Source organism: Deltaproteobacteria bacterium (assembly GCA_026712905.1).
Lineage (GTDB): Bacteria > Desulfobacterota > Binatia > UBA9968 > JAJDTQ01 > JAJDTQ01.
Genome location: JAPOPM010000218.1, coordinates 1 through 24,609, shown reverse-complemented (window position 1 = coordinate 24,609; position 24,609 = coordinate 1). Strand labels below are relative to the sequence as shown.

General features: G+C 67.0%; 21 protein-coding genes and 1 tRNA gene. 15 read left to right on the top strand and 7 right to left on the bottom strand.

Going from position 1 to position 24,609, the window contains the following annotated elements:
* Positions 1 to 31 precede the first annotated feature (31 nt).
* Entirely contained in the window at positions 32 to 529 is a 498-nt protein-coding gene (locus OXF11_18040) for a DUF4143 domain-containing protein (protein ID MCY4488999.1), read from the bottom strand.
* A 156-nt stretch (positions 530 to 685) separates the two neighbouring features.
* On the opposite strand from OXF11_18040, the gene OXF11_18035 reads away from it, so the two are divergent.
* From OXF11_18035 to OXF11_18005, 7 genes are all read left to right on the top strand, one after another.
* Entirely contained in the window at positions 686 to 2,614 is a 1,929-nt protein-coding gene (locus OXF11_18035) for a glutamate-cysteine ligase family protein (protein MCY4488998.1), read from the top strand.
* Positions 2,607 to 3,794, top strand: a complete 1,188-nt coding sequence (locus OXF11_18030; GenBank protein MCY4488997.1) for a succinylglutamate desuccinylase/aspartoacylase family protein — start codon at positions 2,607 to 2,609, stop codon at positions 3,792 to 3,794. Before OXF11_18035 ends, OXF11_18030 begins: the two co-directional genes overlap by 8 nt.
* 23 nt (positions 3,795 to 3,817) lie before the next feature.
* Complete coding sequence (locus OXF11_18025) at positions 3,818 to 5,338, top strand: bifunctional UDP-sugar hydrolase/5'-nucleotidase (GenBank protein ID MCY4488996.1); 1,521 nt, start codon at positions 3,818 to 3,820, stop codon at positions 5,336 to 5,338.
* Between the two features lie 142 nt (positions 5,339 to 5,480).
* Positions 5,481 to 7,340: a lytic transglycosylase domain-containing protein gene (locus OXF11_18020; protein MCY4488995.1), complete on the top strand. Its 1,860-nt coding sequence runs from the start codon at positions 5,481 to 5,483 to the stop codon at positions 7,338 to 7,340.
* 124 nt (positions 7,341 to 7,464) lie between these two features.
* A complete protein-coding gene (locus tag OXF11_18015) occupies positions 7,465 to 8,511 on the top strand; it encodes a tripartite tricarboxylate transporter substrate-binding protein (protein MCY4488994.1) in 1,047 nt (348 codons plus the stop codon).
* A gap of 29 nt (positions 8,512 to 8,540) precedes the next feature.
* On the top strand, positions 8,541 to 10,016 hold the full coding sequence (locus tag OXF11_18010; protein ID MCY4488993.1) for a tripartite tricarboxylate transporter permease: 1,476 nt from the start codon (positions 8,541 to 8,543) through the stop codon (positions 10,014 to 10,016).
* Entirely contained in the window at positions 10,013 to 10,453 is a 441-nt protein-coding gene (locus tag OXF11_18005) for a hypothetical protein (GenBank protein ID MCY4488992.1), read from the top strand. Before OXF11_18010 ends, OXF11_18005 begins: the two co-directional genes overlap by 4 nt.
* A 529-nt stretch (positions 10,454 to 10,982) precedes the next feature.
* On the opposite strand, the gene OXF11_18000 is transcribed toward OXF11_18005, so the two are convergent.
* The gene (locus tag OXF11_18000; GenBank protein MCY4488991.1) at positions 10,983 to 12,101 is read right to left on the bottom strand and encodes an amidohydrolase family protein; all 1,119 of its coding nucleotides are present in this window, start codon (positions 12,099 to 12,101) and stop codon (positions 10,983 to 10,985) included.
* Positions 12,102 to 12,215: 114 nt separating this feature from the next.
* On the opposite strand from OXF11_18000, the gene OXF11_17995 reads away from it, so the two are divergent.
* Positions 12,216 to 13,286 (top strand): hypothetical protein, encoded by a 1,071-nt coding sequence (locus tag OXF11_17995; protein MCY4488990.1) that lies wholly within the window; start codon positions 12,216 to 12,218, stop codon positions 13,284 to 13,286.
* 57 nt (positions 13,287 to 13,343) lie between these two features.
* Here the strand turns inward: OXF11_17995 and OXF11_17990 are convergent, their stop codons facing one another.
* On the bottom strand, positions 13,344 to 14,426 hold the full coding sequence (locus OXF11_17990; GenBank protein ID MCY4488989.1) for an ornithine cyclodeaminase family protein: 1,083 nt from the start codon (positions 14,424 to 14,426) through the stop codon (positions 13,344 to 13,346).
* Between the two features lie 205 nt (positions 14,427 to 14,631).
* Between OXF11_17990 and OXF11_17985 the strand changes: the two genes are divergently transcribed.
* The 5 genes from OXF11_17985 (at position 14,632) to OXF11_17965 (ending at position 18,979) form a co-directional block, all read left to right on the top strand.
* Positions 14,632 to 14,707, top strand: a tRNA-Phe gene (locus tag OXF11_17985).
* A gap of 212 nt (positions 14,708 to 14,919) precedes the next feature.
* Positions 14,920 to 15,909, top strand: a complete 990-nt coding sequence (dctP, locus tag OXF11_17980; protein MCY4488988.1) for a TRAP transporter substrate-binding protein DctP — start codon at positions 14,920 to 14,922, stop codon at positions 15,907 to 15,909.
* 27 nt (positions 15,910 to 15,936) lie between these two features.
* Entirely contained in the window at positions 15,937 to 16,470 is a 534-nt protein-coding gene (locus tag OXF11_17975) for a TRAP transporter small permease (GenBank protein MCY4488987.1), read from the top strand.
* A gap of 7 nt (positions 16,471 to 16,477) precedes the next feature.
* Entirely contained in the window at positions 16,478 to 17,788 is a 1,311-nt protein-coding gene (locus tag OXF11_17970; protein ID MCY4488986.1) for a TRAP transporter large permease subunit, read from the top strand.
* Positions 17,789 to 17,854: 66 nt separating this feature from the next.
* Positions 17,855 to 18,979: an acyl-CoA dehydrogenase family protein gene (locus tag OXF11_17965; protein ID MCY4488985.1), complete on the top strand. Its 1,125-nt coding sequence runs from the start codon at positions 17,855 to 17,857 to the stop codon at positions 18,977 to 18,979.
* 21 nt (positions 18,980 to 19,000) lie between these two features.
* On the opposite strand, the gene OXF11_17960 is transcribed toward OXF11_17965, so the two are convergent.
* A complete protein-coding gene (locus OXF11_17960) occupies positions 19,001 to 20,116 on the bottom strand; it encodes an amidohydrolase family protein (GenBank protein ID MCY4488984.1) in 1,116 nt (371 codons plus the stop codon).
* A 167-nt stretch (positions 20,117 to 20,283) separates the two neighbouring features.
* Between OXF11_17960 and OXF11_17955 the strand changes: the two genes are divergently transcribed.
* Complete coding sequence (locus tag OXF11_17955) at positions 20,284 to 21,300, top strand: amidohydrolase family protein (GenBank protein MCY4488983.1); 1,017 nt, start codon at positions 20,284 to 20,286, stop codon at positions 21,298 to 21,300.
* A 62-nt stretch (positions 21,301 to 21,362) separates the two neighbouring features.
* On the opposite strand, the gene OXF11_17950 is transcribed toward OXF11_17955, so the two are convergent.
* Both OXF11_17950 and OXF11_17945 read right to left on the bottom strand, forming a co-directional pair.
* Positions 21,363 to 22,223 carry a hypothetical protein gene (locus tag OXF11_17950; protein ID MCY4488982.1) on the bottom strand — a complete coding sequence of 287 codons (861 nt, stop codon included), beginning with the start codon at positions 22,221 to 22,223 and terminating at the stop codon, positions 21,363 to 21,365.
* 236 nt (positions 22,224 to 22,459) lie between these two features.
* The gene (locus OXF11_17945) at positions 22,460 to 23,107 is read right to left on the bottom strand and encodes a lamin tail domain-containing protein (protein ID MCY4488981.1); all 648 of its coding nucleotides are present in this window, start codon (positions 23,105 to 23,107) and stop codon (positions 22,460 to 22,462) included.
* A gap of 168 nt (positions 23,108 to 23,275) precedes the next feature.
* Here OXF11_17945 and OXF11_17940 point away from each other — a divergent pair, with 168 nt between their 5' ends.
* Entirely contained in the window at positions 23,276 to 24,127 is an 852-nt protein-coding gene (locus OXF11_17940) for a metallophosphoesterase family protein (GenBank protein MCY4488980.1), read from the top strand.
* Between the two features lie 66 nt (positions 24,128 to 24,193).
* Here OXF11_17940 and OXF11_17935 read toward each other — a convergent pair.
* Positions 24,194 to 24,609, bottom strand: a 416-nt coding sequence (locus OXF11_17935) for an SDR family NAD(P)-dependent oxidoreductase (GenBank protein ID MCY4488979.1), incomplete at its 5' end; no start/stop codon positions are given.

Here is a 24,609-nt window from a genome sequence, read left to right as displayed (position 1 = left end):
GCGGCCGTACGGAATCCGTTCCGCGACCTCTCTATTGCGCGAACTCGCCGCGCCAAAGGCGCTGGGCGAACGTGGCCGCCGGGAGGATGTCGATGCCGTCATCCGTTCGGCGGGCGCGCGGTTCCAGCGACACCACGATGCGGTGCTGGACGTCCGGATGTTCCTCCTTGAGGGTACGCAGCCCCTTCAGGTGGTCGCGGGTGATCCTGCGGCTGGCCTTGGCCTCCACCGCGAGGCGCACGTCGCCGAGGATAAAGTCCACTTCGATACCGCTGGGGAGTCGCCAATACGAGAGATCTTCGTCGAGTTCGCGATAGGAGACGAACGCCGACAGCTCGTGGAAGATCCAGTTCTCGAACGCCTTGCCGTACAACTCGGAGCCGGGCGTCAACTCACCCCGCCGGGCAAGCCGGTTCACGACGCCGACGTCGTAGAAGTAGAACTTGGGAGCCCTGATGACGCGACGCTTGCGGCGCCTGCGGTAGGCGGGAAGCCGGCGGGCGAGCAGGGTGTCCTCCAGGATACACAAGCCAGACTCGGACAGCGGAGGCCCCGTTTGAGTCCATGGATCCGCGAAACCTGCAAATCATTACGCGCGGGTGCTATGCTGCGAAGGTTGTAGTGGCGGGCGCGGGAACGTTTCATCGCGCGGACCCGTCCACCAACCCGCAAACAGGAACCACCCATGGGTAGCCAGGACGTACAACCCGACGAGGACGCGGCCGAGCTGCGTTCCTTCATCGCGCACCTCCTGCGCGACGTGCAGGCGCTGGAGCGGATGCTCGACGGGGGCATGATCGAGACCGGGGTGCACCGCATCGGCGCGGAGCAGGAGCTCTTCCTGGTGGATGCGGCGCGGCGCCCGGCCATGCTGGCCATGGAGCTGCTGGAGCGGGTGGGCGACCCTCACTACACCACGGAGCTGGGGCTCTTCAACCTGGAGATCAACCTCGATCCGCTGTTGTTCCGCGGCGACTGTCTGAGCCGGCTCGAGGGGCAGCTCGATTCCGCGCTGAGGCGGCTCAGGGAGGCGGCCCACGAGCACGGCGCCGAGGTGGTTCTGGTGGGCATCCTGCCGACCCTGCGCAAGTCCGACCTGGCCATGGCGCACATGACCCCCCGGCCGCGCTACCGGGCTCTCAACGCGATGCTGACGCAGCTTCGCGGCGGCGACTACGAGTTCCGCCTCAAGGGCGCCGACGAGTTGAGCATCCGGCACGACTCCGTGATGCTGGAATCCGGCTGCACCAGCTTCCAGGTGCACTACCAGGTGGAGCCGGCGGAGTTCGCCCAGTGCTACAACCTGGCGCAGCTCGTGACCGCTCCGCTGCTGGCGGCGGCGGCCAACTCGCCGTTGCTCTTCGGCCGCCGGCTGTGGCGCGAGACGCGCATTCCGCTGTTCCAGCAGTCCATCGACACGCGCCGGGCGGGCCATCACATGCGCGAGCGCGCCGCCCGCGTGAGCTTCGGCCAGAAGTGGGTGCGGGAGTCCATCCTGGAGCTGATCCAGGAAGACCTGGCGCGCTTCCGGGTGTTGTTGGGGGCGCCCCTGGACGAGGACTCTCTCGATGTGCTGGCACAGGGAGGACTGCCGACGCTCCCGGCCCTGCGCACCCATACAGGTACGGTCTACCGCTGGAACCGCGCCTGCTTCGGTACGGGCGAGGGCAAGGCGCACATACGCATCGAGAACCGTGTGTTGCCTTCGGGTCCCACGGTCCTGGACGAGGTGGCCAACGCCGCGTTCTTCTTGGGGATGCTGCGGGGCGGCCAGGAGGCGTACGGCGACGTGTCCGGAACCATGCCGTTCCACGACGCCGAAGCCAATTTCCTGGCGGCGGCGCAGCGCGGGTTGAGTGCCCAGTTCACCTGGGTGGACGGCGCCACGGCGCCCGCGGACGAGCTCATCCGCCGGGAGTTGCTGCCGCTGGCGTGGCAGGGGCTGCGCGCCGCCGGCCTCGACTCCGCGGACGTGGACCGCTATCTGGGGGTCATCGAACAGCGGGTGGCGTCGCGCCGGAACGGCGCCTCGTGGCTGCTGCGCTCGCTCGCGGACATGCACGGCGCGGATACGCAGGACGCGCTCCTGAGCGCCCTTACGGCGGCGACCGTCGCGCGGCAATGGGAGGGAACGCCCGTGCACGAATGGCCATTGGCGAAGGTCGAGGAGGGCCGCGGCGGCAAGCCCCAGGCCCTGCGCATCGAGGAGTTCATGACCACGGACCTGATCACGGTCCACCCGGACGAACCCATGGACCTGGTGATCCGCCTCATGGACTGGCGGCGCATCCGCCACGTGCCCGTGGAGCACGAGGACGGCAAGGTGGCGGGCCTGCTTTCCTGTTTCGAGGCTCTGCGGCAATGGGCTCCGGCGGCGCCCAGGGAGGGCGGCGAGCCGGTGCCGGTGCGCGAGGTCATGCAGCCGGATCCGGTGACCATCGCGCCGGAGGCCACGGTTTCCGAAGCCGTGGCGCGCATGCGCGAGGCCCGGAGCGACTACCTGCTGGTGGTGAAGGAGGAGCGATTGGTGGGGATCGTCACCGAAAGCGACATCCTCCAGCTCACGGCGCGTCTCCTGGAGCAACTCGGCGGTGGAGACGCGGCGGATGGTTGATTCTCCGGCCCCCGGGCGCATCTTCCCGCGGCTCCTGGGCAGCTACGGCGGCGACAGCGCCGGACCGCTGATCATCGGCATCGGCGGCATGCACGGCAACGAGCCCGCCGGCGCGGTGGCGTTGCAACGGGCGCTGGAAATCCTGCGCGCACACGACGTTCCCTTCCGGGGCGCGCTGGTGGGCTTCGCCGGCAACCGCGCCGCACTGGCCCGGGGCGCCCGCTACGTCGACGAGGACTTCAACCGCGCCTGGTCGCAGGAGCGCGTGCGCCGGGTCCGGGCGGGCGTGTCGTCGACGGACATGACCGCCGAACAACGCGAGCAACGCGAGCTGCTGGCAGGCCTCGACGACCAACTCGCGCAGCGCCGCGGGCCGGTGGTGTGCCTGGACCTTCACACGACCTCGGCCGCGGGCACCCCCTTCGTGGTCATCGGCGACACCCTGCTCAACCGCCGTTTCGGTTTCCGGCTGCGCGCTCCGGTGGTGCTCGGGCTGGAGGAGCGTCTGGAGAGCACCATCCTCAACTACCTGGGAGAAGAGGGGTACGTCGCCGTGGGTTTCGAGGGCGGGCAGCACGAGTCGCCGACGGCGGTGGCCATCCATCTGGCGGCCATCCGGACGGTGCTCGCCACCGCGGGGTGTATCCGCGCGCAGGACTTTCCGCTCCCCGATGACGGCCTCGTTCCGTACGAGGAGGAAACGGACGGATTTCCGCCGGTGGTGGAGGTCCGCCATCACCACGTGATCCGGGACGGCGACGAATTCGTCATGGAGCCCGGGTTCACGAACTTCCAGCCGGTGGAGCGCGGCCGGCTCCTGGCGCGCGACCGCCGCGGTCCCATCCGCGCAAGCGAGTCCGGCCAGATCCTCATGCCGCTCTACCAGGGGCAGGGCACCGACGGGTTCTTCCTGGTCCGGCGCGTGCGGCCGTTCTGGCTGCGGGTCGCCAAGTGGCTGCGCCGGCTGCGCATCGAGCGCCTTCTGCCGGCCTTGCCGGGAGTTCGAAGATACCGGGATACACCTGGGACACTCGTGGTGGACCCTCGAGTCGCCCGCTGGTTCGTGGTGGAACTGTTCCACCTGCTGGGCTTTCGCAAGCGGCAATCCCGTGAAGGCAAGCTGATCGTCAGCCGGCGCTGGCACGAGTCGCACGCATTCGACGAACTGCCGGGTCCGTAGGGCCGGTTGGAGGGGACCGTTCCATGAAAACCGCTCCGAAGTGGCGTGGCCTGATTTGCGCCGGGTTGGCGTTGGCCGTCTTGGTGCTGCTCGGAAGTCCTGGCTTCGCCAAGCCCGTGGCCCTCACCATCGTCCATTTCAACGACCTCGACCGCATGGAGGAGAAGGACGGCCAGGGCGGCATCGCGCGCCTGGCGGCGGTGGTGCGGACGGAACGCGCGCGCCGGCCGCACGTGCTCGTGACCTTCGCCGGCGACGCCATCTCGCCCTCGCTGATGTCCGGCATCGACAAGGGCGCGCACATGATCGACCTGCTGAACCGGATCGGTCTGACGGCCATGGCCATCGGCAACCACGAGTACGACTTCGGCCCGGAGGTCGCCAAACAGCGTTTCTCCGAGGCGACCTTCCCGATCCTGGGCGCCAACAACATCGACGCGGACGGCAAGGTCGTGAAGGGAGCGCAAGCGTCGCTGATGGTGGAGGTGGACGGCTACAAGGTGGGGATTTTCGGCCTCACCACTGAGGGCACGGCGGTGAAGTCGAGCCCGGGCAGCGTCACCTTCGCGCCGGTCGTCGAAGTGGCCCGGGCACAGGCCGAGGCTCTGCGCTCGGCCGGGGCGCACCTGGTGGTGGCGCTGGCTCATACCGACGTCGCCGAGGACGATGCGTTGCTGCGCCAAGGGGCGGTGGACGTGCTCCTGAGCGGCGACGACCACCGGCTGCGGCTGGACTACGACGGCGACGTGCTGTTCGCCGAATCGGGCCAGCAGGCGGACTGGGTGACGGTCATCGACCTCACCCTGGACGAGGTGGAGTCCCGCGGGAGGAAGAAGTTCGTGTGGAGCCCGGCCTTCCGGGCCGTCCACACCGGCCGCGTGGACCCCGATCCCGTTCTGGCGAAGGCGGTTCAGGCGTACCGGGACCGGTTGTCCCGGGAACTCGACGTCGAGGTCGGCGTGACCGAGACGGAGCTGGACAGCCGCAGGGCCATGGTGCGGACCCGTGAGACGGCCATCGGCAACCTCGTGGCCGACGCCATGCGCGTGGCCGTGGGTGCCGACGTCGCGTTGACCAACGGCGGCGGCATCCGCGCGGACAGGGTGTATCCGGCGGGGACCCGGCTGACGCGCCGGGACATTCTGAGCGAGCTACCGTTCGGCAACAAGACCGTGTTGCTGGAGTTGACCGGCCGGGAACTGCGCGCGGCCCTGGAGAACGGCTTCAGCGGCATCGAGAAGCGGTCGGGCCGGTTCCCGCAGGTCTCGGGTATCGAGGTGGACTTTGATCCCCGGCGGCCGGCCGGTTCCCGCGTGGTCGCGGTGCGCCACAAGCGTGCCGCCCTGGACCCCGACCGCACGTACACCCTGGCCACCAACGACTTCATGGCCCGCGGCGGCGACGGCTACGCGGTCTTCGCCGGAAAGACGCCGCTCATCGAGGCCCGCGCGGGTACGCTCATGACCACGCAGGTGACCGACTACATCACCGCGCGGGGCGTCATCGCGCCGCGGGTGGAGGGTCGGTTGCAGGTCCTGGAGTAACGCCCGGGGGTGAGGAGATTGTGACCGGACGACAAAGAAAACCGGAAAAAAGACTTGCAACCCGTCGTCAAATGAAATAGGTAGGGTGTCCGGTCACCGTTTCCGCCGAATTGAACCCATCGAAAAGGACATCGTGGGATCCATGAGAAAAGGGGCAGCGATCATCGCGCTGGCGCTGGGGATGAGCTATGGGCTCGTCGCCGCGGACGCGTCCGCGCAGGCGTCGCCGCCGCTCAAGACCGCCTCGTTGCGGGCGCCCGCCGTGGATGAGCGCCGGGTCGCGGAGCTACCGAAGCTCCTGTCCGGACGCGACGCCACGCTCTATCGAAGGGTGTTCGCGCTGCAGGAAGATGGGCGCTGGCGGGAGGCGGATGTCCTGATCAGGCGCATTCAGGATCGCATGCTCATGGGTCACGTGCGCTTTCAGCGGTTGATGCATCCGACGCTCTACCGCTCGTCCTATGGGGAGCTGTGGACCTGGATGGAGGCGTACGCGGACCATCCGGGCGCCCGGCGCGTCTACAGGCTGGCCAAGCGCCGGCAGCCCAAGGGCTGGAAGTCGCCCCGGTCTCCGGCACGGGCGATGCTGGTTCCCGAGCTCAAGTCCGATCCGGAACCGGCGGGAGGGTGGGCGCGTGGCGCGGACCGCCGCGAGGTCACCCGGGAAACCGGCGGACGTTCGCGGGCGCTTACGCCCGAGGCGCGGGAAATCCGGCGACAGGTCGGGCGGTGGGTTTCCAAGGGCGAGGTTTCCAAGGCCCGTCGTTTCCTGGAGGACCGGAGCCGCGACGGCTCCTTGGACGCGCTGAGCTTCGATGAGAATCTGGTCTGGATCGCCCGCGGTTACTTCTTCTTCGGGAAGGACCGCGAGGCTCTGGCCGTGGCGCACCGAGCGCTGATGCGGTCCGGCGACCGCGTTCCCCTGGCGTACTGGTGGGCCGGGCTGGCTTCCTGGCGCTTGGGGAGACCCTCGGTTGCCGCCGACTACTTCCGGGATCTGGCCGAGTCGCGGTCTGTCACGCCGTGGCTGGCGTCGGCCGGCGGTTACTGGGCCAGCCGCTCCTATCGGGCGGCCGGCAAGTCGGGTCGCGTGGTTCCCATGCTGCGCGCGGCGGCGCGCCACCCGCGCACCTTCTACGGGCTCCTGGCCCTCACCGCGCTACGCCGGCAACCCTCCTTGGATTTCGGCATGCGCCGGCTCAATGCCGCGGACCTGGAGGCCATGCTGAGCATGCAGCCGGTGCGCCGCGCCATGGCCTTGATCCAGGTGGGCCAGCACGTGCGCGCGGGCACCGAGCTGCGGCGCTTCGCGCACCGGCTGTCCCCGCGGATGGCGCAGGTGATGTTGGCTCTCGCCTCCGAATCGGGTCTGGCGGACTTGTCGTACCGCACGGCCGAGAGTCTGCTGCTGCGCACCGGAGTGCCCGTGGACGCGGCGCTGTATCCATTGCCGGTATGGAAGCCCGATGGCGGCTACAGTGTCGATCGTGCCGTGGTGCTCGCCGTGATGCGCCAGGAGTCGAATTTCCGGGCGCGTGTCCGCAGCCCGCGCGGGGCGCGCGGCCTGATGCAACTCATGCCGCGTACCGCCAGTGTCATGGCCGGAGAGACATATCGCGGCGCGCGCCGTCACGAGTTGCTGGATCCGGTGCTCAACCTCACCCTGGGCCAGAAGTACCTCGGTTACCTGCTTTCCCAAGAGGATGTTCGTGGCAACCTCTTTTTCGCGTTGGCCGCCTACAACAGCGGTCCGGCCAAGTTGCGGCGTTGGAAACGCCGGGTCGACTACCGGGACGATCCCTTGCTGTTCATCGAGAGCATACCCAGCCGTGAGACCCGCATCTTCATCGAGCGCGTGCTCACCAACATGTGGATCTACCGCATCCGGTTCGGCCAAGCGACGCACTCGCTGAAGACCGTCGTGTCCGGAGGCTGGCCCCGCTATGTCCAGATGGACCGCGTCCGTCCACCCGCCCGTTTCTTTGAGGCGCCACGGCGCTGACGCCATTCCTCGATTTTCCGTTCATCGAACAAGGTAGTCCGGGCGCTTGAAGTCGGCCGCGGGGTGCGATACTGGTGTGCCAACGTTGGCCGTCCCGAGCCGGCTCCCAATCAGACAGGAGGTCATGATGAAGACACATCTGCGTATTCGTGGGACCATGGTGCTCGTTGCCCTTGTTGCCTTGCTATCCACGGGCCTGACGGTCGGAGCGGCGGACTTCTACGCCGGCAAGACCATCACCATCGTCTGTCCCTATTCCACCGGCGGCACCTACGACCGCATGTCGCGGCTCGTGGCCCGGTTCCTCCCCAAACACATACCCGGCAACCCGGCGGCCATCGTGAACAACCGGCCGGGCGCCGGCGGCGTCATCGGACTGCGGTCCGTTTACAAGGCTGAACCCGACGGCCTGTCGCTGATCCACTTCACCAGCCCCATGGTCGTGCGCAGCCTCACCGGAGGCATCAAGGACATCGACTTCAAGACGCTCACATGGCTGGGCAGCGTGGGCGGGGCGCACTACATCTTCGCGCTGCGGTCGAACCGGCCCGAGCGCACCATCGCGGACTTCAAGAACGCCAAGACGCCCATCCGCGTCGGCGCGTCGGGACCAAGTTCGCTCCTGACCCAGGCCCCCAAATTCCTCCAGCGCGCCGGCAAGTTCAATATCCGGCTGGTGCCGGGGTACAAGGGGTACAACCCCATGGCGCTGGCCATGAAGCAGGATGAGGTGGACGCGGTGTCCACGGCGGGTTCGGCGGTGATGGTCAACTCGGCCACACGCGAGATGCACAAGGACGGGACCATCAAGCTGGTGCTGTCCATGGGCGGCGCGCCGCCTCCGGAGCCTCTGAAGGCGGAGGTCGCGGCCCTGCCGAAGTTCGTCGACGGGATCGACGATCCCAAGGACAGGGACGCCTGGGTGGCGTTCTCCGGGCTTCTGAGCGCGAGCCGCCCGTTCGCGGCCACGCCGGGTCTGCCGGCGGAGCGCGCCGCCATCCTCAAGAAGGGCATGGCGGACATGATGGCCGATCCCGAGTTCCGCAAGACCGCCACGGACCAGGGCTTCGTGCTCAATACGCTGAACGCCGCGGACGCGGAGAAGCTCATCCTGTCGGTTTTCAACCTGCCCGCGGACATCCAGGACCGGTTGAAGACGCTGTTGAAATAGTCCGGTCCGAACTCGTGTCCTAGCGCGTCATGGCGCTTGAGGCGTTCTACGAGGCCCTCGGCATCACCTTCACGCTCCCTGTGTTCGGAGGGGTTCTGCTGGGGTTGGTGCTGGGCCTCGTCTTCGGCGCGGTGCCGGGTCTGAACGCGGTGCTCGGCATCGTGCTGCTGCTCCCGTTCGTGTGGACGCTGTCACCGTTCGTGGCCTTCGCCATCATGCTGTCGCTGGTGTCGGCGGTGCACACCTCCAACACGTTTCCGGCCTTCTTCTTCAACGTGCCCGGCAGCCCCAGCGCGGCCGCCACCATCCTGGACGGCTATCCCATGGCGCGCAACGGCGATGCCGCCCGCGGCCTGACGGCGGCCTTCGCGGTGTCGGCCGTGGGCGGCATCATCGGCGCGCTGGTGCTGTTGGTGGCCCTGCCCGCGCTGCAACCCGTGGTGCTGGCCTTCGCGGCCCCGGAGCGCTTCATGCTGGTGGTGCTGGGCATCCTCATGATCAGTTTTCTGAGCGGTACCAAGCCGGTGAAGGGACTGCTGGCGGGCGCTATGGGACTGTGGCTCGGCACCGTCGGCCAGGACCCGCAACTGGGAGTGCCCCGGTTCACCTTCGACTCGGACTACCTGCTGGACGGGCTTCACACCGTCCCCATCATCATGGGTCTGTTCGCCTTGCCCGAGGTGGTGTCCCTGGCCATGCGCGGGAGCATCGCGGAGCGCACCCACGTGGACATGGGCGAGGGGTTCTGGCCCGGCATTCGCGCATGCATCGCCAACCGCTGGCTAGTGGTCCGGAGCGCCGTCGTGGGAGTGGTGGGCGGCGCGATCCCGGGCATCGGCGGCACCGCCGCGGCGTTCTACGCCTACGGCATGGCGGTACAGGGGGCCGACACCGCGGAGCGCGAGCGCTTCGGCAAGGGTGAGATCAAGGGGGTCATCGCGCCCGAGAGCGCCAACAACGCGTCCGCGGGCGGGGAACTGGTGCCGTTGCTGGCCTTCGGCGTGCCCGGCGGCGCGACCTCGGCCATCCTGCTGGCGGCGTTCCTGATCCTGGGAATCAACCCCGGCCCCGAGATGCTGGGCGAGAAGCTGTCCTTGAGCTTCTCCATGGTCATCGTGCTCGTGCTGTCGAACCTGCTGGCCACGGGCGTGTGCATCGCCATTACCCGCCCGGCCGCGCGCATCGCCTTCCTCAAGAGCAACCTGTTGATACCGGCGCTGTTGCTGTTCGTCCTGTTCGGTTCGTACGTCGCCTATCCCCACCCTTTGACGCTGGTGCTGACCCTGGCGTTCGGCGTACTCGGCTACTTCATGATGCGCCTCGACTGGGCACGCGCGCCGCTGCTGGTGGGTTTCATCCTCGGACCCCTGGCGGAGAACAACCTCGCCATCTCCCTGGCCAGCTACGGCGTGGCGTTTCTCGTCCGGCCCATTCCGCTGGCGTGCATGGCGGTCATGGGGCTGGTGGTCTTCGTGGCGGTGCGCCGGGGGGTGGGTCGGACATGAGGGCGGCGCGCGAGATCGCCCTGGGGAGCGCCTTCGCGGCGCTGTTCGCCTACGTCGTGCTCGCCGCCACGCGGTGGGAGCCCGAAACCGCCACGTTCCCCCTGCTTATCGGCGTGGTCGGGCTCGGACTGGCGCTCTGGGCGGTGGCGGGCGACGCGCTGCGCAGTCGGTCGGCATCGGCGCGGGTTGCCGGGACCGCGGAGGACAAGACGAGAGCGCGAGCGGCGTTCGCGTGGATCGCGGTGTTCTTCGCGCTGGTGCTGCTGATGGGTTTCCGCGCGGGCCTGCCGCTCGCCGTTCTGGCCTACTACCGCGTGGAAGCGCGCGTGGGTTGGTTGGTGGCCGTAGCCGCCGCGCTCGTGTGCGCGGCGTTCCTCCACGTCGCCGTGGCGTACCTCTATCTCCCGCTGTACCGTGGCGTGGTATTCCAGCCGTAACCGGACACGGCTCCAAGACTGGTGAGGCCCCGACACGGCGAACGGTCCCGACACGTCATTCCCGCGAAAGCGGCTGTGTCAAAGCTCCACCTGGCCACGAACCGGCAGCGCCACTCCGAATCGTCATTCCTGCGAAAGCGGCTGTGTCAAAGCTCCACCTGGCCACGAACCGGCAGCGCTACCCCGAATCGTCATTCCCGCGAAAGCGGCTGTGTCAAAGCTCCACTTGGCCACGAACCGGCAGCGCCACCCCGACACGTCATTCCGGCGAAAGCGGCTGTGTCAAAACTCCACCTGGCCACGAACCGGCAGCGCCACCCCGAATCGTCATTCCCGCGAAAGCGGGAATCCAGGGGCGGTGGTGGGGCACTACAGCGGTGTCTCCCCGCCTCGCCACCCCTGGATTCCCGCTTTCGCGGGAATGACGATTCAGGGGGTTGTTGCCTCTCTCAGATGGCGTTTTGATACAGCCTGTCCCGCGGGAATGACGATTCGGGGGAGCGTTGGCGTCTTCACACGGGCGCCGCGATCAGATCCCGTACAGTCGCTTGGGATTCGCGTTGAGGATCTTTTCCTTGGCCGCTTCGCTGATGTCCGGCCGGTCCCGGAAGGCCCGCACCGCGAAGCGGTCGCGGTCGCCGTGGGGCATGTCCGAGCCGAACACGATGCGGTCGTCGCCCACGAGGTCGAGCACCTGCGGCAGCAACGGGTCCTCCACCTCGGTGCTGAGGAAGAGGTTGCCCCGGCTCATGTATTCCGCGGCGGATACGGCGGCCCGGGGCGCGGCCTCGGGAATCGACTTGCCGAATCGCGTGGTAAAGCCGAAGCGGTGCTCCAGCCGGTCCATGAGGAAGTGGACCCAGAGGCAACCGGCTTCCAGGAATGCCACCCGGAGCGTCGGGAACCGGTCGAGCACGCCGCCGGTGATCATGGCGGTGAAGCCCATGAGAAGCGGCACCAGGAACGGGATGATGGTGCCCGGGTAGAGGTGGTCGTACATGTTGCTCAGGGGCGGACACGACCAGCCCACGTGGACGGCCAGCGTCAGGTCCTCCTCCGCCAGGGCCTCGTAGAAGGGGAAGAGGCTCGCGTGGTCCAGGGTGCGCTCGCCCACGGTGCCCAGGATCATCACCGCCACCGCCCCGAGCCGCTTGGCCTCGCGCACCTGCGCCACCGAGGCCGGAACGTTGTCGAGATCCACCACCGCGGCCCAGTGGAGTTGGTCCGTGGAGCCCGTGGTGTCCGCCAGCCAGCGGTTGTAGGAGCCGCACAGGGCCGCACCGAGATCGGGATCGTCCACCAGCGGATGGACCAGGAAAAAGCTCGGGTAGATGACCTGCACGCCCAGGTCCTCGTCGGCCATGTCCTTGAGGCGCGCCTCCGGTCGGCTGATCTCGATGCTCTCGATGCTTTCCGGCTTGGATGCCGTATAGAAGGAACGTTGCCCCTCGTAGTGGGCCGGCGTCCCCATGTTGTGGCAGCCGCGGCCGAACAGGCGCGGGTAGATCTGGTCCTCCACGCGCCAGTAGAGCCGCCCCTCGGAGTTGACCACCTGCGGCCTGCGTTTGCGGAAGGCAGGATCCAGGTAGGCGTCGGCGAAAGTGGCCGGAGACTCTTCCACGTGGGCGTCGGCATCGATTACGATCATTCGGAGGTCCTCCTTGATTGACGAGTGCCCCCGCGCGGATGGACATTGCGGGGAGACGTTCGCACCCATACCGCAATTCCGAAACGGGGCGCAACAACGGACCTGGAGGTGCTCATGCCCATTCTCTTGACCAACAATGACGTCAGGGACCTCATCTCGCCGGCTACGGCGGTAGAGGTCATGCGGGAGACCTATCGCAGCCTCGCCGAGGGGACGGCGGTGACCCGGACCCGGAGCCAGACCTTCGCGGAGACCGCGGAACCCGGGACCTTCGTCGAGCTGCGCACCATGGACGGCATCGTCCCGGCCTTCGATTCCGTGGGCATGCGCATTCTTCCCGACCTGCACCGCTGGCCGCGCATCGGCGACAACCAGCGCTACGACAAGGTGCCCAAGAAGAACGGCAAGTTCCTCGCCTTCGACCTGATCTTCGACCTCGAGACCGCCGACCTCCAGGCGGTGGTCCAGGACGCCTGCCTGCAGAAGCTGCGCATCGCCGGCGCCCATGGCGTCGCCGCCCAATACCTGGCGCCGGCGCGAGCGTCCCGTGTCGGCATCATCGGCTCCGGATGGCTCGCCGAAGGGGTGCTCATGGGGCTCGGCGTCGTCCGGCCCATCGAGTCCATCCGGGTGTTCAGCCCGACCGCGGCCAACCGGGAGCGGTTCGCCCGGAACGCGCGGGAGAACCTCGGGCTCGACGCCGTCGCGGTGGATGCGCCGGAGGCGGTCACCCGCGACGTGGACATCATCGTCGTGTGCACCAACACCATCGATCCGGTCTTCTTCGGCGAGTGGCTCGGCAAGGGGGTGCACCTCGACGCCATCTCGGGCCGCGACGTGGACGAGGCGAGCTTCGCGCGCGCCGACTACACCGTGCTGAGCATGCGGGAAGGGCGCTGCAACGAGGGCCTGAACTTCGCCCCGCCGGTGCTGCGCGAGACCCTGGCGCCGCGTTTCGCGCCGTTCGAGAAGGACGTGCCGTGGGATGACTATGCCGAGCTGGGGGAGGTGATCACCGGAAAGGCGCGCTCGCGGGAGAGCGAGGAGGAGAGCACCTTCTTCTGCAACAACGTGGGCTTCGGCGCCCAGTTCGCGGCCCTCGGCGGCAAGGCCGTGGCCCTGGCCAGGGAACGCGGGATGGGCGCCGAATTCTCCATCGACGACTGGTACGAGGACGAACGCTGACAGGGACCACGTCGTTCCCGTTGCCGCGGGAATGTTGTATTGGCGGCGTCCGTGCGACTACGGGTGCACGTCCTGGGTGAACCATTCCGTGGGCATATCCCGCCCGACGCCCTTGGCCACCGCCTCGCGGTAGACCCGCTGGGCCACGGCGGCGAACTGGAGGCCCTGGCCGACGTTGTTGACGAATGCCGTGGTCTCTTCCGGCGTCCGCCGCCCGGGGACGGAGCCGATGAGGGCCTGGGGCAGCTCCTCGATCCGCTCCCACAGCGGTGTGTCCCGCTCCGCCCACCAGCCTCCGCTACCCTCCGGCGTGTCCACGGCCGGGGTCCGGTACACCTGCGGGCGGATGTTGGCGGGGTTCTTGGAGAACAGGAAGACCCGGTCCATGGCATCCAGGAAATCGTAGTCCATCTCCTGCACCTTGACCGCGCTGTAGTGCACGCCGGGCCGCAGCCATTTTCGCTGGTGCACCGGCTCCATGGAGTTGGTCCCGGCCACCACCAGGTCGGCCCCCTCCACCGCCTCGTCCGCGGAGTCCACGGGAGTGAGGCGCGCTTCGACCCGGGATGCCAGCTCCCGGCAGAAGCGCTCGCGGTTCGCCGGGTTGGTGCTGTACACCTTCACGTCGGTGATGGAGCGGACCGCGCAGTGCGCCATCAACTGCCCGCCCGCCTGCCACCCGGTCCCCAGCAGCGCCATGACCGAGGCGTCCTCCCGCGCCAGATAGCGAGCGCCCAGGCCGTTGGCAGCGCCCACGCGCATGCGCGAGATGTAGCCGTCCGGACAGATCATCACCGGCGCTCCGGTCTCCATGCTGAACAGCAGCATCAGCCCGTTCCAGCGCCCGTCCGCCGACGGCAGCCGGTCGCGCCGGACGTTGCCCGCCACCTCCGGCCATACCAGCACGTCACTGTTGATGCGCAGCGCCGCCATGCCTTCGTCGGGCCATAGCCCGCTCATGGCCTTCAGGCTGTAGACTCCCTTGGTCTCGCCCACGACGGTGGGGGCGAGGGTGTCCACCCGCGGGCTGTTGACCGCTTCCCGTGCCTCCAGGGACCGCTGTGAGCGCTCAACGCAGTCGAGAGCCATTTCCATGGTCAGTATCTGGTCGATTTCCTCGTTGCTGAGCAGCAGTGTCATACGTGAAACCTCCTGAGGTGCGGTTCGTTGTTGGGCGCGGCAAGGCGCGGGATGTCCAGAGTGGCAGGTTAGCCCATGATGCGCCTGGACAAAAGACTCGGCGCCGACCATGAATTGCCGCTGATGCCCGCCCGGCCTCGCAAACCCCCGTCCGGCGCCGCCTCGGTTGACGCCTCCCGCGATTTCGGCCATATTTTCTTACGTTGGCCAGGTAGCTCAGTCGGTAGAGCAGAGGACTGAAAATCCTCGTGTCGGCAGTTCGATTCTGTCCCTGGCCACCATTCCCTTCCTTCACGGGCCTTCCCGTTTTCATCGATTTGTCCCGTGCCGCGGCGTCTCGGATCTCTCCGGAAGGCTCACGCCGCCGCCGAGTCCCGGCGGGGACGCCGTACAACCAACCACAATTTTGCCTTGACAGCCTTTCGACAGGGATACTAGTCTGGCCGCGCACCAGGCACGTATCCTGGGACTCGACGAAAGGAAGGTAATATCCATGAGAAGGGCACTTGGCGGTACCGTTGTATTGCTCACCCTCGGTCTTTTCGTTGCGACGGCTGCTCCGGCGGCGGATCTCGTGCTGAAGGGCGCCACCGCCTGGAAGAAGCACAACGACTTCAACAATGGCTTCTGGCAGTTTCAGAAGGAGGTCGTGAAGAGGTCCGGTGGCAAGATGCGCGTGGACTGGAAGGGCGGTCCCGAGATCTCCTCACCCTTCGAGATGCTGGGTCTGGTGCAGCGCGGGGTGCTGGACATCCTGAACGGTGCCGGCGCATACGATTCGGCCAAGATTCCGGAAGGGGTCTTTCTCGAATACTTTGTCGGCAAGACGGCCGAGCTGCGCGCTGCGGGCGTCACCAAGTTCTTCGACGGCATCGTCCAGAAAAGGGCGGGGGTCAAGTTCCTGGGGCTGACCTCCGGACCCGTTGGTTTCGCCATCTTCACCAAGAAGCCCGTGAGCAGCATCAACGATTTCAAGGGCAAGAAGATGCGCAGCACCCCGACCTATCTGCCGTTGGGACAGGCCCTGGGCGCCACCATGATCCAGGTGCCTTGGCCGGAGGTCTACAACGCGCTTGAACGCGGGGTCGTGGACGGGTATTTCTCGCCGGTCATCGGCACCCTCGGAAACAAGCTCTACGAGCAAGTCTGCTGCATGCTCAAGCCGTACTTCTGGACGGTGCGCACGTGGCTGTACATGAGCCTGGACTCCTGGAACAAGCTTGCGCCGGACCAGCAGAAGGTCATTACGGACTCCATCGTCGCGGTGGAGAAATGGACGCCGGGATACTTCCAGAAGCTCATCGACAACGAGCTCGACGCGCTGGTAAACAAGCACGGCATGAAGGTCACGGAGCTCAAGGGCGACGAGGCCAAGCGCTTCCGCACGATGGCGTACGAGTCCTCCTGGAAGAAGTACCTGCCCAACTCGCCGGAGTACGGCAAGCAGATCCGGGAACTGGCCCGCGGCCTGGAAGACCGGTAACGCGCGCGCCGGCAGGAAGGTGCGGGAGTGACACTGGAGCGGGCCTGGGACTCGCTGCTGGACGGCACGGCCTACCTGGCGGGGCTCTTGGTGGCGACGGTGACCTTCTCGGTGCTGTACGAGGTGGTGGCGCGCTACTTCTTTAACAGCCCTACCATTTGGGCGGTGGATCTCACCGAATATTCCTTGGTTTACATCACCTTCCTGGGGGCGCCCTGGGTGCTGCGCGACCGCGCTCACACGCGCGTGGAGATCGTGGTGGAAAGGCTCCGGCCCAGGGTGCGCGTGATACTGGGCATTCTAGTGTCGCTGGTGGCGGCCGCCACGGCCGCCGTGATGGCGTGGGAAGGCGCGCTGGAGACCTGGGACTCCTATCTGGGCGGCCACGCCGAGTTGAGGGCCTGGCGTGTCTATCGCTGGCCGCTCATTCTTCCCATCTGCGTCGGGAGCCTCATGCTCGTGATCGAGTTCCTGCGTCAGGCGTGGCACAACGTCGGGGTGCTGCGACGCGGCGAGCCGGTTCCGGACGAATCGGGTCCCCTGGGCCAGGATTCCCTTTGAGCGCGCCATGGAGTGGTACGAAGTCCTCGCCTTGATGCTCGGCGTGCTGATGGTCCTGTTCGTGGCCGGCACGCCCGTGGCGTTCGCCTTCCTCCTGATCAACATCGGCGGGCTGTACCTGTTCATGGGCGGCTTTCCGGCGTTGCGCCTCATCGTGACCAGCGCCTTCGCCACCCTCGCCACTTTCGTGCTGGCGCCGGTGCTGCTGTTCATCCTCATGGGCGAGATCATGTTCCGGTCAGGGGTCGCGGTGCGCACCCTCGATGCCCTGGACAAGTGGATCGGCGGCATCCCCGGACGGCTGAGTCTTCTGGCGGTGAGCGGCGGCACCCTGTTCTCCACCCTCAGCGGCTCGAGCATGGCCACCACCGCCATGCTGGGAACGACGCTGGTGCCGGAGATGCGGCGCCGGGGCTACAGCTACCTGATGTCGGTGGGGCCGATATCCGCGGCCGGCGGTCTCGCCGCCATCGTTCCGCCCACGGCCATGGGCGTGCTGCTGGGCAGCCTCGCGGAGATCTCCATCGGCAAGCTCCTGATCGCCGGTATCGCCCCCGGCCTCTTCATGGCGGGACTCTACGCGGTCTACATCGTCGTCCGTGCCAAGCTGCGCCCCGAATCGGCGCCGGTCTATGACGTCGCGCGCGTGTCCACCCGTGAGAAGCTCATCAGTGTGCTGCACCTCCTGCCCCTGAGCATCATCGTGTTCATGGTCCTGGGGGTCATCTTCATCGGCGTGGCCACGCCCACCGAGGCGGCGGCACTGGGCACGCTGGGGACGGCCATGGTGGCGGCCATGTACCGGAGCCTGACCTTCAAGGTCTTGGCGGAGTCGGTGATGAGTACCGTGCGGGTGTCCGTGATCGTGCTCATGATCATCCTCGCCTCCAATGCCTTCAGTCAGGTGCTGGCGTTCACCGGGGCCAGCCGGGGACTGGTGGAGATGGTGGCGGGGTTTCAGGCGTCGCCCGTCGTCATCCTGGTGTTCATGATGTTCATCGTGCTCGTCCTGGGCATGTTCGTGGACCAGATCTCCATCATGATGATCACGGTGCCCATCTATTTCCCGCTGGCCGCGCAGCTCGGCTTCGATCCCATCTGGTTCGGCATACTGATGCTGCTCAACATGGAGGTGGCCAACACGACGCCGCCCTTCGGGCTGCAGCTCTTCGTCCTCAAGGGGGTGGTGCCGGACGCTTCCATGGTGGAGATCTACAAGAGCTGCTTTCCCTTCGTGCTGCTCGACATGCTGAACCTGGCGGTCATGATCGCCTTTCCCGCGCTGGTGCTGACCCTGCCCCGGCTCATGCTCAGTTGACACCCGTGCGCGGGTGGAACAAGTTGCAGGGCAGGGCAACCGCTGATGTCATCCAGGAACCATTCCATGCTGGAGGCGGCCAGGTCGCTGGCGCCGCAAATCCGCGCCTGTGCGGACCGGATCGAGACCGAGCGCGAACTGCCGCGGGAGCTGTTCGACGCGCTGTCGGACGCCGGCCTGTTCAAGCTCGGCCTGCCGCGGTCCCTGGAGGGGGTCGAGATCGACCTGCCGGCCTACGTGGACGTGATGGAGGAGGTGGGCAGGGCCGACGCCAGCACCGCGTGGCTGGTGAACCAGTGCTCGATCTTCGCCACCTATGCGGCGCGCATGGAGCACGAGGTGGCCCGGCAAATCTGGACCGACACGCCGCGCTGCGTGGTCGCCAACACGTCCATGCCCACGGCCGAGGCGGTGCCGGTGCCGGGTGGGTACCGGGTCACCGGCCGCCATCGCTTCAGCTCCGGCTCCCTGCACGCGTCGTGGTTCGCCGCGCGCGCGTGGCTTCCGGAGCCGAACGGCGAGCGGGTGCAGAAGTTCCTGTTCGTGCCGGCCGCGGAAGTGGAGGTGGTGGACATCTGGAACGTGCGCGGCATGCGCGGCACCGGCACCAACGACTTCATCGTGGACGGCGCCTTCGTCCCGGAGGAGCGGGTGATCCGGCAGCTCGGAAGTCCCGTGCGCGAGTCGGGTCCGCTGTACAAGATCGCTTTGGTGCTGCTGTTCGCCTCGGGTGACGCCGCGCTCTCCCTGGGCGCGGCTCAGGCGTGCCTGGACGCGTTCCTGGAACTGGCCGGGGCCAAGACGCCCCACGCCATGCAGGCGATGCTGCGGGACCAGTCGCCGGTACAGGTGGCGGTGGGGCAGATCCAGGCGTCGCTCGCGGCGGGGCGGGCCTACATCAGGGAAGCCGCCGGCGCCCTCTGGTCGGAGGCCGTGTCGCCGAACCCCCTCACCCTGGACCGGCGCCTCGGCCTGCGCCTGGCCGCCACCCATTGCATCCGGCAGGCGATCCAGGCGGTGGAAACCCTCTACAATCTCTCCGGTACCACCGCCGTATTCGAGGGCAACGCCATCCAGCGCATCTTCCAGGACCTCCACGTCATCAGCCAGCACCAGCAGGTGCGCCTGACCAACTACGAGCTGGCCGGCAAGCACGTCCTGGGACTGGAGATCGAGACGACGCGCCTCTGATCGCCGTGCACTCGGTCTTCCCTACAACCGCCAAAGCCTCCTGGGGTTCTCGTTCAGGATCTTGCGCTTCACCTCCTCGTCGACGTCCGTGCGCGCGCGCATGACGCGGAGGGCGTCCATCTGGCTCGAGCCGTCGTAGTGGCCGTAGTCGCTGCCGATGACGATGTTGTCCGGCCCGCAGTCGTACGTGTAGGCGAGTTGATCGTCGTTCTGGCAGGTGACGAAGATGTTGAACTCCTTCAGCACGTCGTCGGGCAGGGGCGTCCCGCGCTGGAGGCTGCGGCGCTTGGCCTCGTGGAGCATCCAGGGCAACCACATGGAACCGGCCTCGATGAAGGCCCAGCGCAGGTCGGGGAACTTGAGCGGCAGTTGGCTCTCCAGCAGGCCCTCGCAAGAGCCGGCCGTCAGGAGGCGGAAGCGCATGAGGCCGAAGGCGTTGGGGTCGTAGGCCGGCCGCGTGATGTCGACGATGTCCTGGTTGCCGTTGCCGATGTGCGTGGCAATGACCATGCCGAGGCCCTGGGCCTCCTCGTAGAGCGGGTGGAAGTAGGGATCGATGGGCAGCCGGCGGCCGAGGATGGGCGGGATGGCTACGCCCACGGCGCCGTGTTCGTGGGCCCAGTGGAGCAGCTCCAGCGAGGCGTCCATGCTCATCAAGGGCAGCACCGCGCACCACCGGAGCCGTCCGTTGCCCCGTTCCCACATGTCCGCGACCCAACGGTTCCAGCTCTTGCACAGCGCCAGCTCCACCTCGGGCCGGTCGGTGGTGGGCACCGTCCACAGGGTGTGGAACACCACCTGGACGTCGATGCCCAGGCGGTCCATGTGCCGCAGGCGCCGCTCCACGTCGTCCTCGCGCGAGCCCATGGGGGTGACGAGGTCCCGACCCTGCTCGCGGGAGCGCTCGGCCATCTCCTCCTCGGTGAGGGTGACGAACCGCAAGCCGCGGGCCTGTCCGTCGATGATCCACCACTGGACGTGCGGGTCGGTGGGATGGGGCGCCAGCACCGGGCGGTACTTCTCATCCTCCGGGTCCATGAACTCCCAGGTCCGTTCCGTCTCCACCACGTGTGCGTCGGAGTCGATAAGGCTGTAGTCCGTGTCCGGCACGGCGATCGCGTCGGCGTTGATGGCCATGAGATCCTCCCAAAAGCCCGTCGTGTCCCTCGGATGCAGGCACGGTCCGAGAACGCGACTCTACTGCGTCCCGATCATGCGGTGCAAGAGGAGAAGCCGCCGTGTTGCATCGGGTGGAACGGTGCAATAACATCCGCTCTGGCACATCGCATCAAAGGAGCGAACACATGGCAGAAGGCTATTTCGTCATCGATTCCGACGGTCACGTGACCGAGACCCAGGACATGCTGCAGCCGTACCTGAGGCCGGAGAACCGCGGGCGCCTCTTGTGGAGCCGGGACGCGTGGGACCGGAGCTTCGGCGGCACCCTGGGCAAGGACAACAACGACCCCAAGGTCCAGTTGGCCGACATGGACGCCGACGGCATCGACGTGCAGGCGGTTTTCAGCACCCGCGGCATCTCGCTGAGCGCCATGCGCGAGGTGGACCTGGCCGTGGACATCGCCCGCGCCTACAATGACTGGCTCAGCGATTTCTGCTCCTCCGACGCGGCGCGCCTGAAGCCCGTCGCGTTGGTCGCGCTCCAGGACGTGGACGAAGCGGTCAAGGAGGCGCGCCGGGCGGTGGAGGAGTTGGGGCACGTGGGCGTGATGCTGCCCACCAACGTGCTGGACGAGGACATCGGCCACCGGCGCTACTGGCCGTTCTACGAGGAGGTGGAGCGGCTGGGCGTGGGCCTCGCCATCCACGGCGGCATCCGCGCGTCACAGCGCATGCACGGGCGTTTCGGACAGTTCATCGCGGTGCACACGCTGGCCTTCCCGTTCGAGTGCATGGCAGCCCTTACCGGGCTCATCTTCGCGGGCGTGCCGACGATGTTTCCCAAGCTGCGCGTCGCGGCCATGGAGGCCTCCTGCGGATGGGTGCCGTTCCTCATGGACCGGATGGACGAGGAGTTCGAGATCCGCGGTTCGCGCGAAGCGCCGCTGCTCCAGGGGAAACCCAGCGAATACATGAAGAGCGGAGCGTTCTACTATGCCTTCGAGCTGGAAGAAACCACGCTTCCCTACGTGATGGAGCGCGTGGGCACCGACAAGCTGCTGTACGCGTCGGACTATCCGCATTGGGACACGAGCTGGCCCAACAGCGTCGCCACCTTCACCGAGAGGGAAGATGTGAGCGACGCGGACAAGAAGCAGATTCTGGCCCAGAACCCGCAGACGTTTTACGGTTTCAACTGCTAGGAGATCGGTGGACGGCAGGCCCCGCGGGCGCGGCCTGCCGTCCGTTGGCGGGAATCGGTGCGCTACAGCGCCACCGCCGACTCGTAGGGCTCGTCGAGAGGCGTGTCCGCGCCGAAGAGGTTCCGCGTGGCCATCCAGCGGTGCGTCTTCTCGTACACTTCCTGCGTGTAGGGCTCGAACACCATGCGCTCGCCCACGCCCATCGCACGGACGTCCACCAGTTCGTGGTAGCGTTCGGGAATCTCCTTCAAGAGGTAGTGCCGGTAGCGCTCCGGCTCCAGGTCGATGGCGCGTTGTGCGCGCTGCAGCGCGTTGAAGTACTTCTTCGCGTTCTCCTCGTCCGCGTCCGGCTCCAGCAGGAAACCGATCATGAACGTGGTATCGACGATCCTGCGGAACCCTTGCTGCTCCAGCACGTACATCGGTGCGCCGAAGACGTTGCCCGCGGGAACGTCGCGTTCCAGCAACCGTGCCATGCGGTCCAGCGGACGGCCGGCGAACTGCAGCTTGACCTCGGAGTCGTCGAGGATCGGTTCGAGCGCCTGCAGCGCCGAGAAATGGCTGCCCGAGTGATAGCCCACGGCGATGTCGACGTTGGCGAGGTCCCGGGGCTTGCGGATCTCGGACTCCGGCGGCACGAAGATGCCCGAGGGCGTCACCGAGTAGGCGTGTCCCCACATGCGTCCGTGTTGTCCCGTGGCCGCCACGTTGACCATCCAGTGACAAGCCGAGCTGACTTCGCAGGATCGTCCGTCCTTCATGTCCTCGAGGGCGCCGTGACGAACTTCCTTGGGCTTGTCGGACTGCTGGGAAACGATACCGAAGACAAACTCGTAGTCGAGTCCCTCGTCCGTGAAGTAGTCCAACTCCTCCGCGACCCATTCCTGGAGCCTGCCGTGCGGCTGTATGCGAAATTTGGCCATGTCCCTTGATCACCTCCTGCGTTCGATTTCGTGGCTCTGTCTCCACGACCCGTCAAGAAACACTTAACCGCGGTCCTTCGTGGAGTCAAACCGTTTTCCGGTCCGACCGACGCGCTTCCGAACACCGGGGGCTCCCGCCCGATGCCGCTTCGGGGGGTTGGAAGCCACGGAGGTCGGGCGTGTCCGCCGTCGTGGGGAAAGCCCGACCTCCGGCTATGCGAGGAGAAGCCGGGGACTCAGCGGCTCTCCTTCACTACCTCCACCGGCGCGGCGCCGTTGCGGCCGCCGTCGGTGGTTTCCCCGGGCGGAGCGACGAATGTCTGTTCGGCGTTGACGACGCCGGGAGTGGCCTGTCCGGGTCCCTGCCAGGTGAAGTCCGCCAGGGAATGGCCCGAGCCCTTGAGCTGAAGCGAATAGCCCATCCGCGTGGTATTGGACTCGCGCACACCGATGTCCGCGGCCGCGAGGCCCTCGGCTGGTCCGGCGGTAGCGGTAAAGCCCCCCTCGTAGCTCATGAAGTGGATGACTTCGCCGCCCGGGTTGACCAGGGCGACTCCGTCCGGGGAGCCGTTCTCGATGCGACTTACCGGGAACGAAAGGGCGCCGTAGCCGCCCTGTTGTTCCGGGATGGCTCCCTCCAGGGAAACGGTGCGGTACGGCCGGCCGTTCTTGCCGTTGTAGAGCACCAGCTTCCACCCGTTCATGTCCGTGCCCGCCGGGCCAGCGATCTCCAGGCTTTCCTCCGCGTCGGTGCCGGCGTTGTCATAGTGGACCTCGTTGATGAACACGCTCTGTCCCCATGCGGGATATCCCGTGCCCAGCACCAGACCGAATACCATCGCGGCGAATACGCGGCGCCAACTGATTTCCAAACCTTTGCGCATGATTGCACCTCCTTCGCGCAAACCGTCCGACCATGCCGGGTCCACCACGTTCCCGGCTCCTGTAAGAAGGAATCGTCCGGGAGGCGGGAGACTTTAGCGCCGGTGTGCGATATTTTACGGGGAGCTTCGAGGGACGGCCGTCGGACGAGGGGGCGGTCGTGACACACCATGCGCATTTTCGCCATATCCGACGTGCACGCGGACTACCCGCAGAACATGGCCCTGATCCAGGCGCTGTGCGCCCACGGCCATGAGCGTGACACGTTGCTGCTGCCCGGAGACGTGACCGACGATCTTTCCCGGCTGGCACGGGTGCTCGGGGGCGTGCGCGAAAAGTTCGCTCACGTGTTCTTCGTGCCGGGAAACCACGAGCTATGGGTGCGGCGCGGCGAGTCCGGCAACTCGGTGGCCAAGTTCGAGAAGATCCTGAGGTTGTGCGCGGAGCTCGGGGTGGAGACGAAACCTGCCAAGGTGTCCCGTGGCCCGGCCGACCCCGGAGCCTGGGTGGTGCCGCTGTTCTCGTGGTACGTGAAGCCGGAGCAAGGCCCCGCCAGCCTTTACGTCCCCAGGGACGGCGACGACGCGGGCCTCTCCATGTGGGCCGATGAAGTTCTGACCCGATGGCCGGAGGGTCTGTCCGTCGCCGATCATTTTCTCGACATGAACGAGCCGCATCTCGGCCGTGAATACGACGCGCCGGTCCTGTCCTTCAGCCACTTTCTCCCCAGACAGGAGGTGATGTTCCGCTCGCCGACCACGCCCCCCGCGCTTCCTGCGCGCGCCGTCCGGTTCAATTTCAGCCGGGTAGCCGGCTGCACGCGGATCGAGGCCCAGCTCCGCGCGCTGGGCTCCGTTCTCCACGTCCACGGCCACCAGCACCGCAACCGTGACCGGCTCATCGACGGCGTGCGCTACGTCTCGAACTGCCTGGGCTATCCGCCGGAGCGGGCCCGCGGCGAGATCGGTGAGTCGTGCGAGACTCTCAAGCTGTTGTGGGACACGGAGCTTGAGGGCGGCTGACGCCCCCTGCCTGTGCCGCATCAGGATTCGCCCATTGACCGGCCGAATCGCGGGGAATTCACCTGGTCAGTGGATGATCCCGCCGCCCTCCACCACCAGCAGTTGCCCGGTCATGAAGTCGCTGTCGGCGCTGGCCAGGAACAGCGCGGTGCCGGTGACGTCCTCGGGCACCTGGATGCGCTTGAAGGCCCGGCGGCCGGCGCTGTCCGACCGGCGTTTGCGGATCTCGTCGGTGATGACGTCCTCGCTCATGGTGGAGCCGGGAGTCATGCAGTTCACGTTGATGTTCCAGTCGCCGAGTTGGCGGGACATGACCCGGGTCAGCGCCACCACGCCACCCTTGGAGCTGGTGTAGTGCGGCATGTTGCTGGTGCCGTTCAGGAAGGTCCCCGACGCGATGTTGATGATCTTCCCGGACTTCTGCTCCTTCATGACCGGGATGACGGCGCGGCAGCACATGAACACGCCCTTGAGGTTCACCT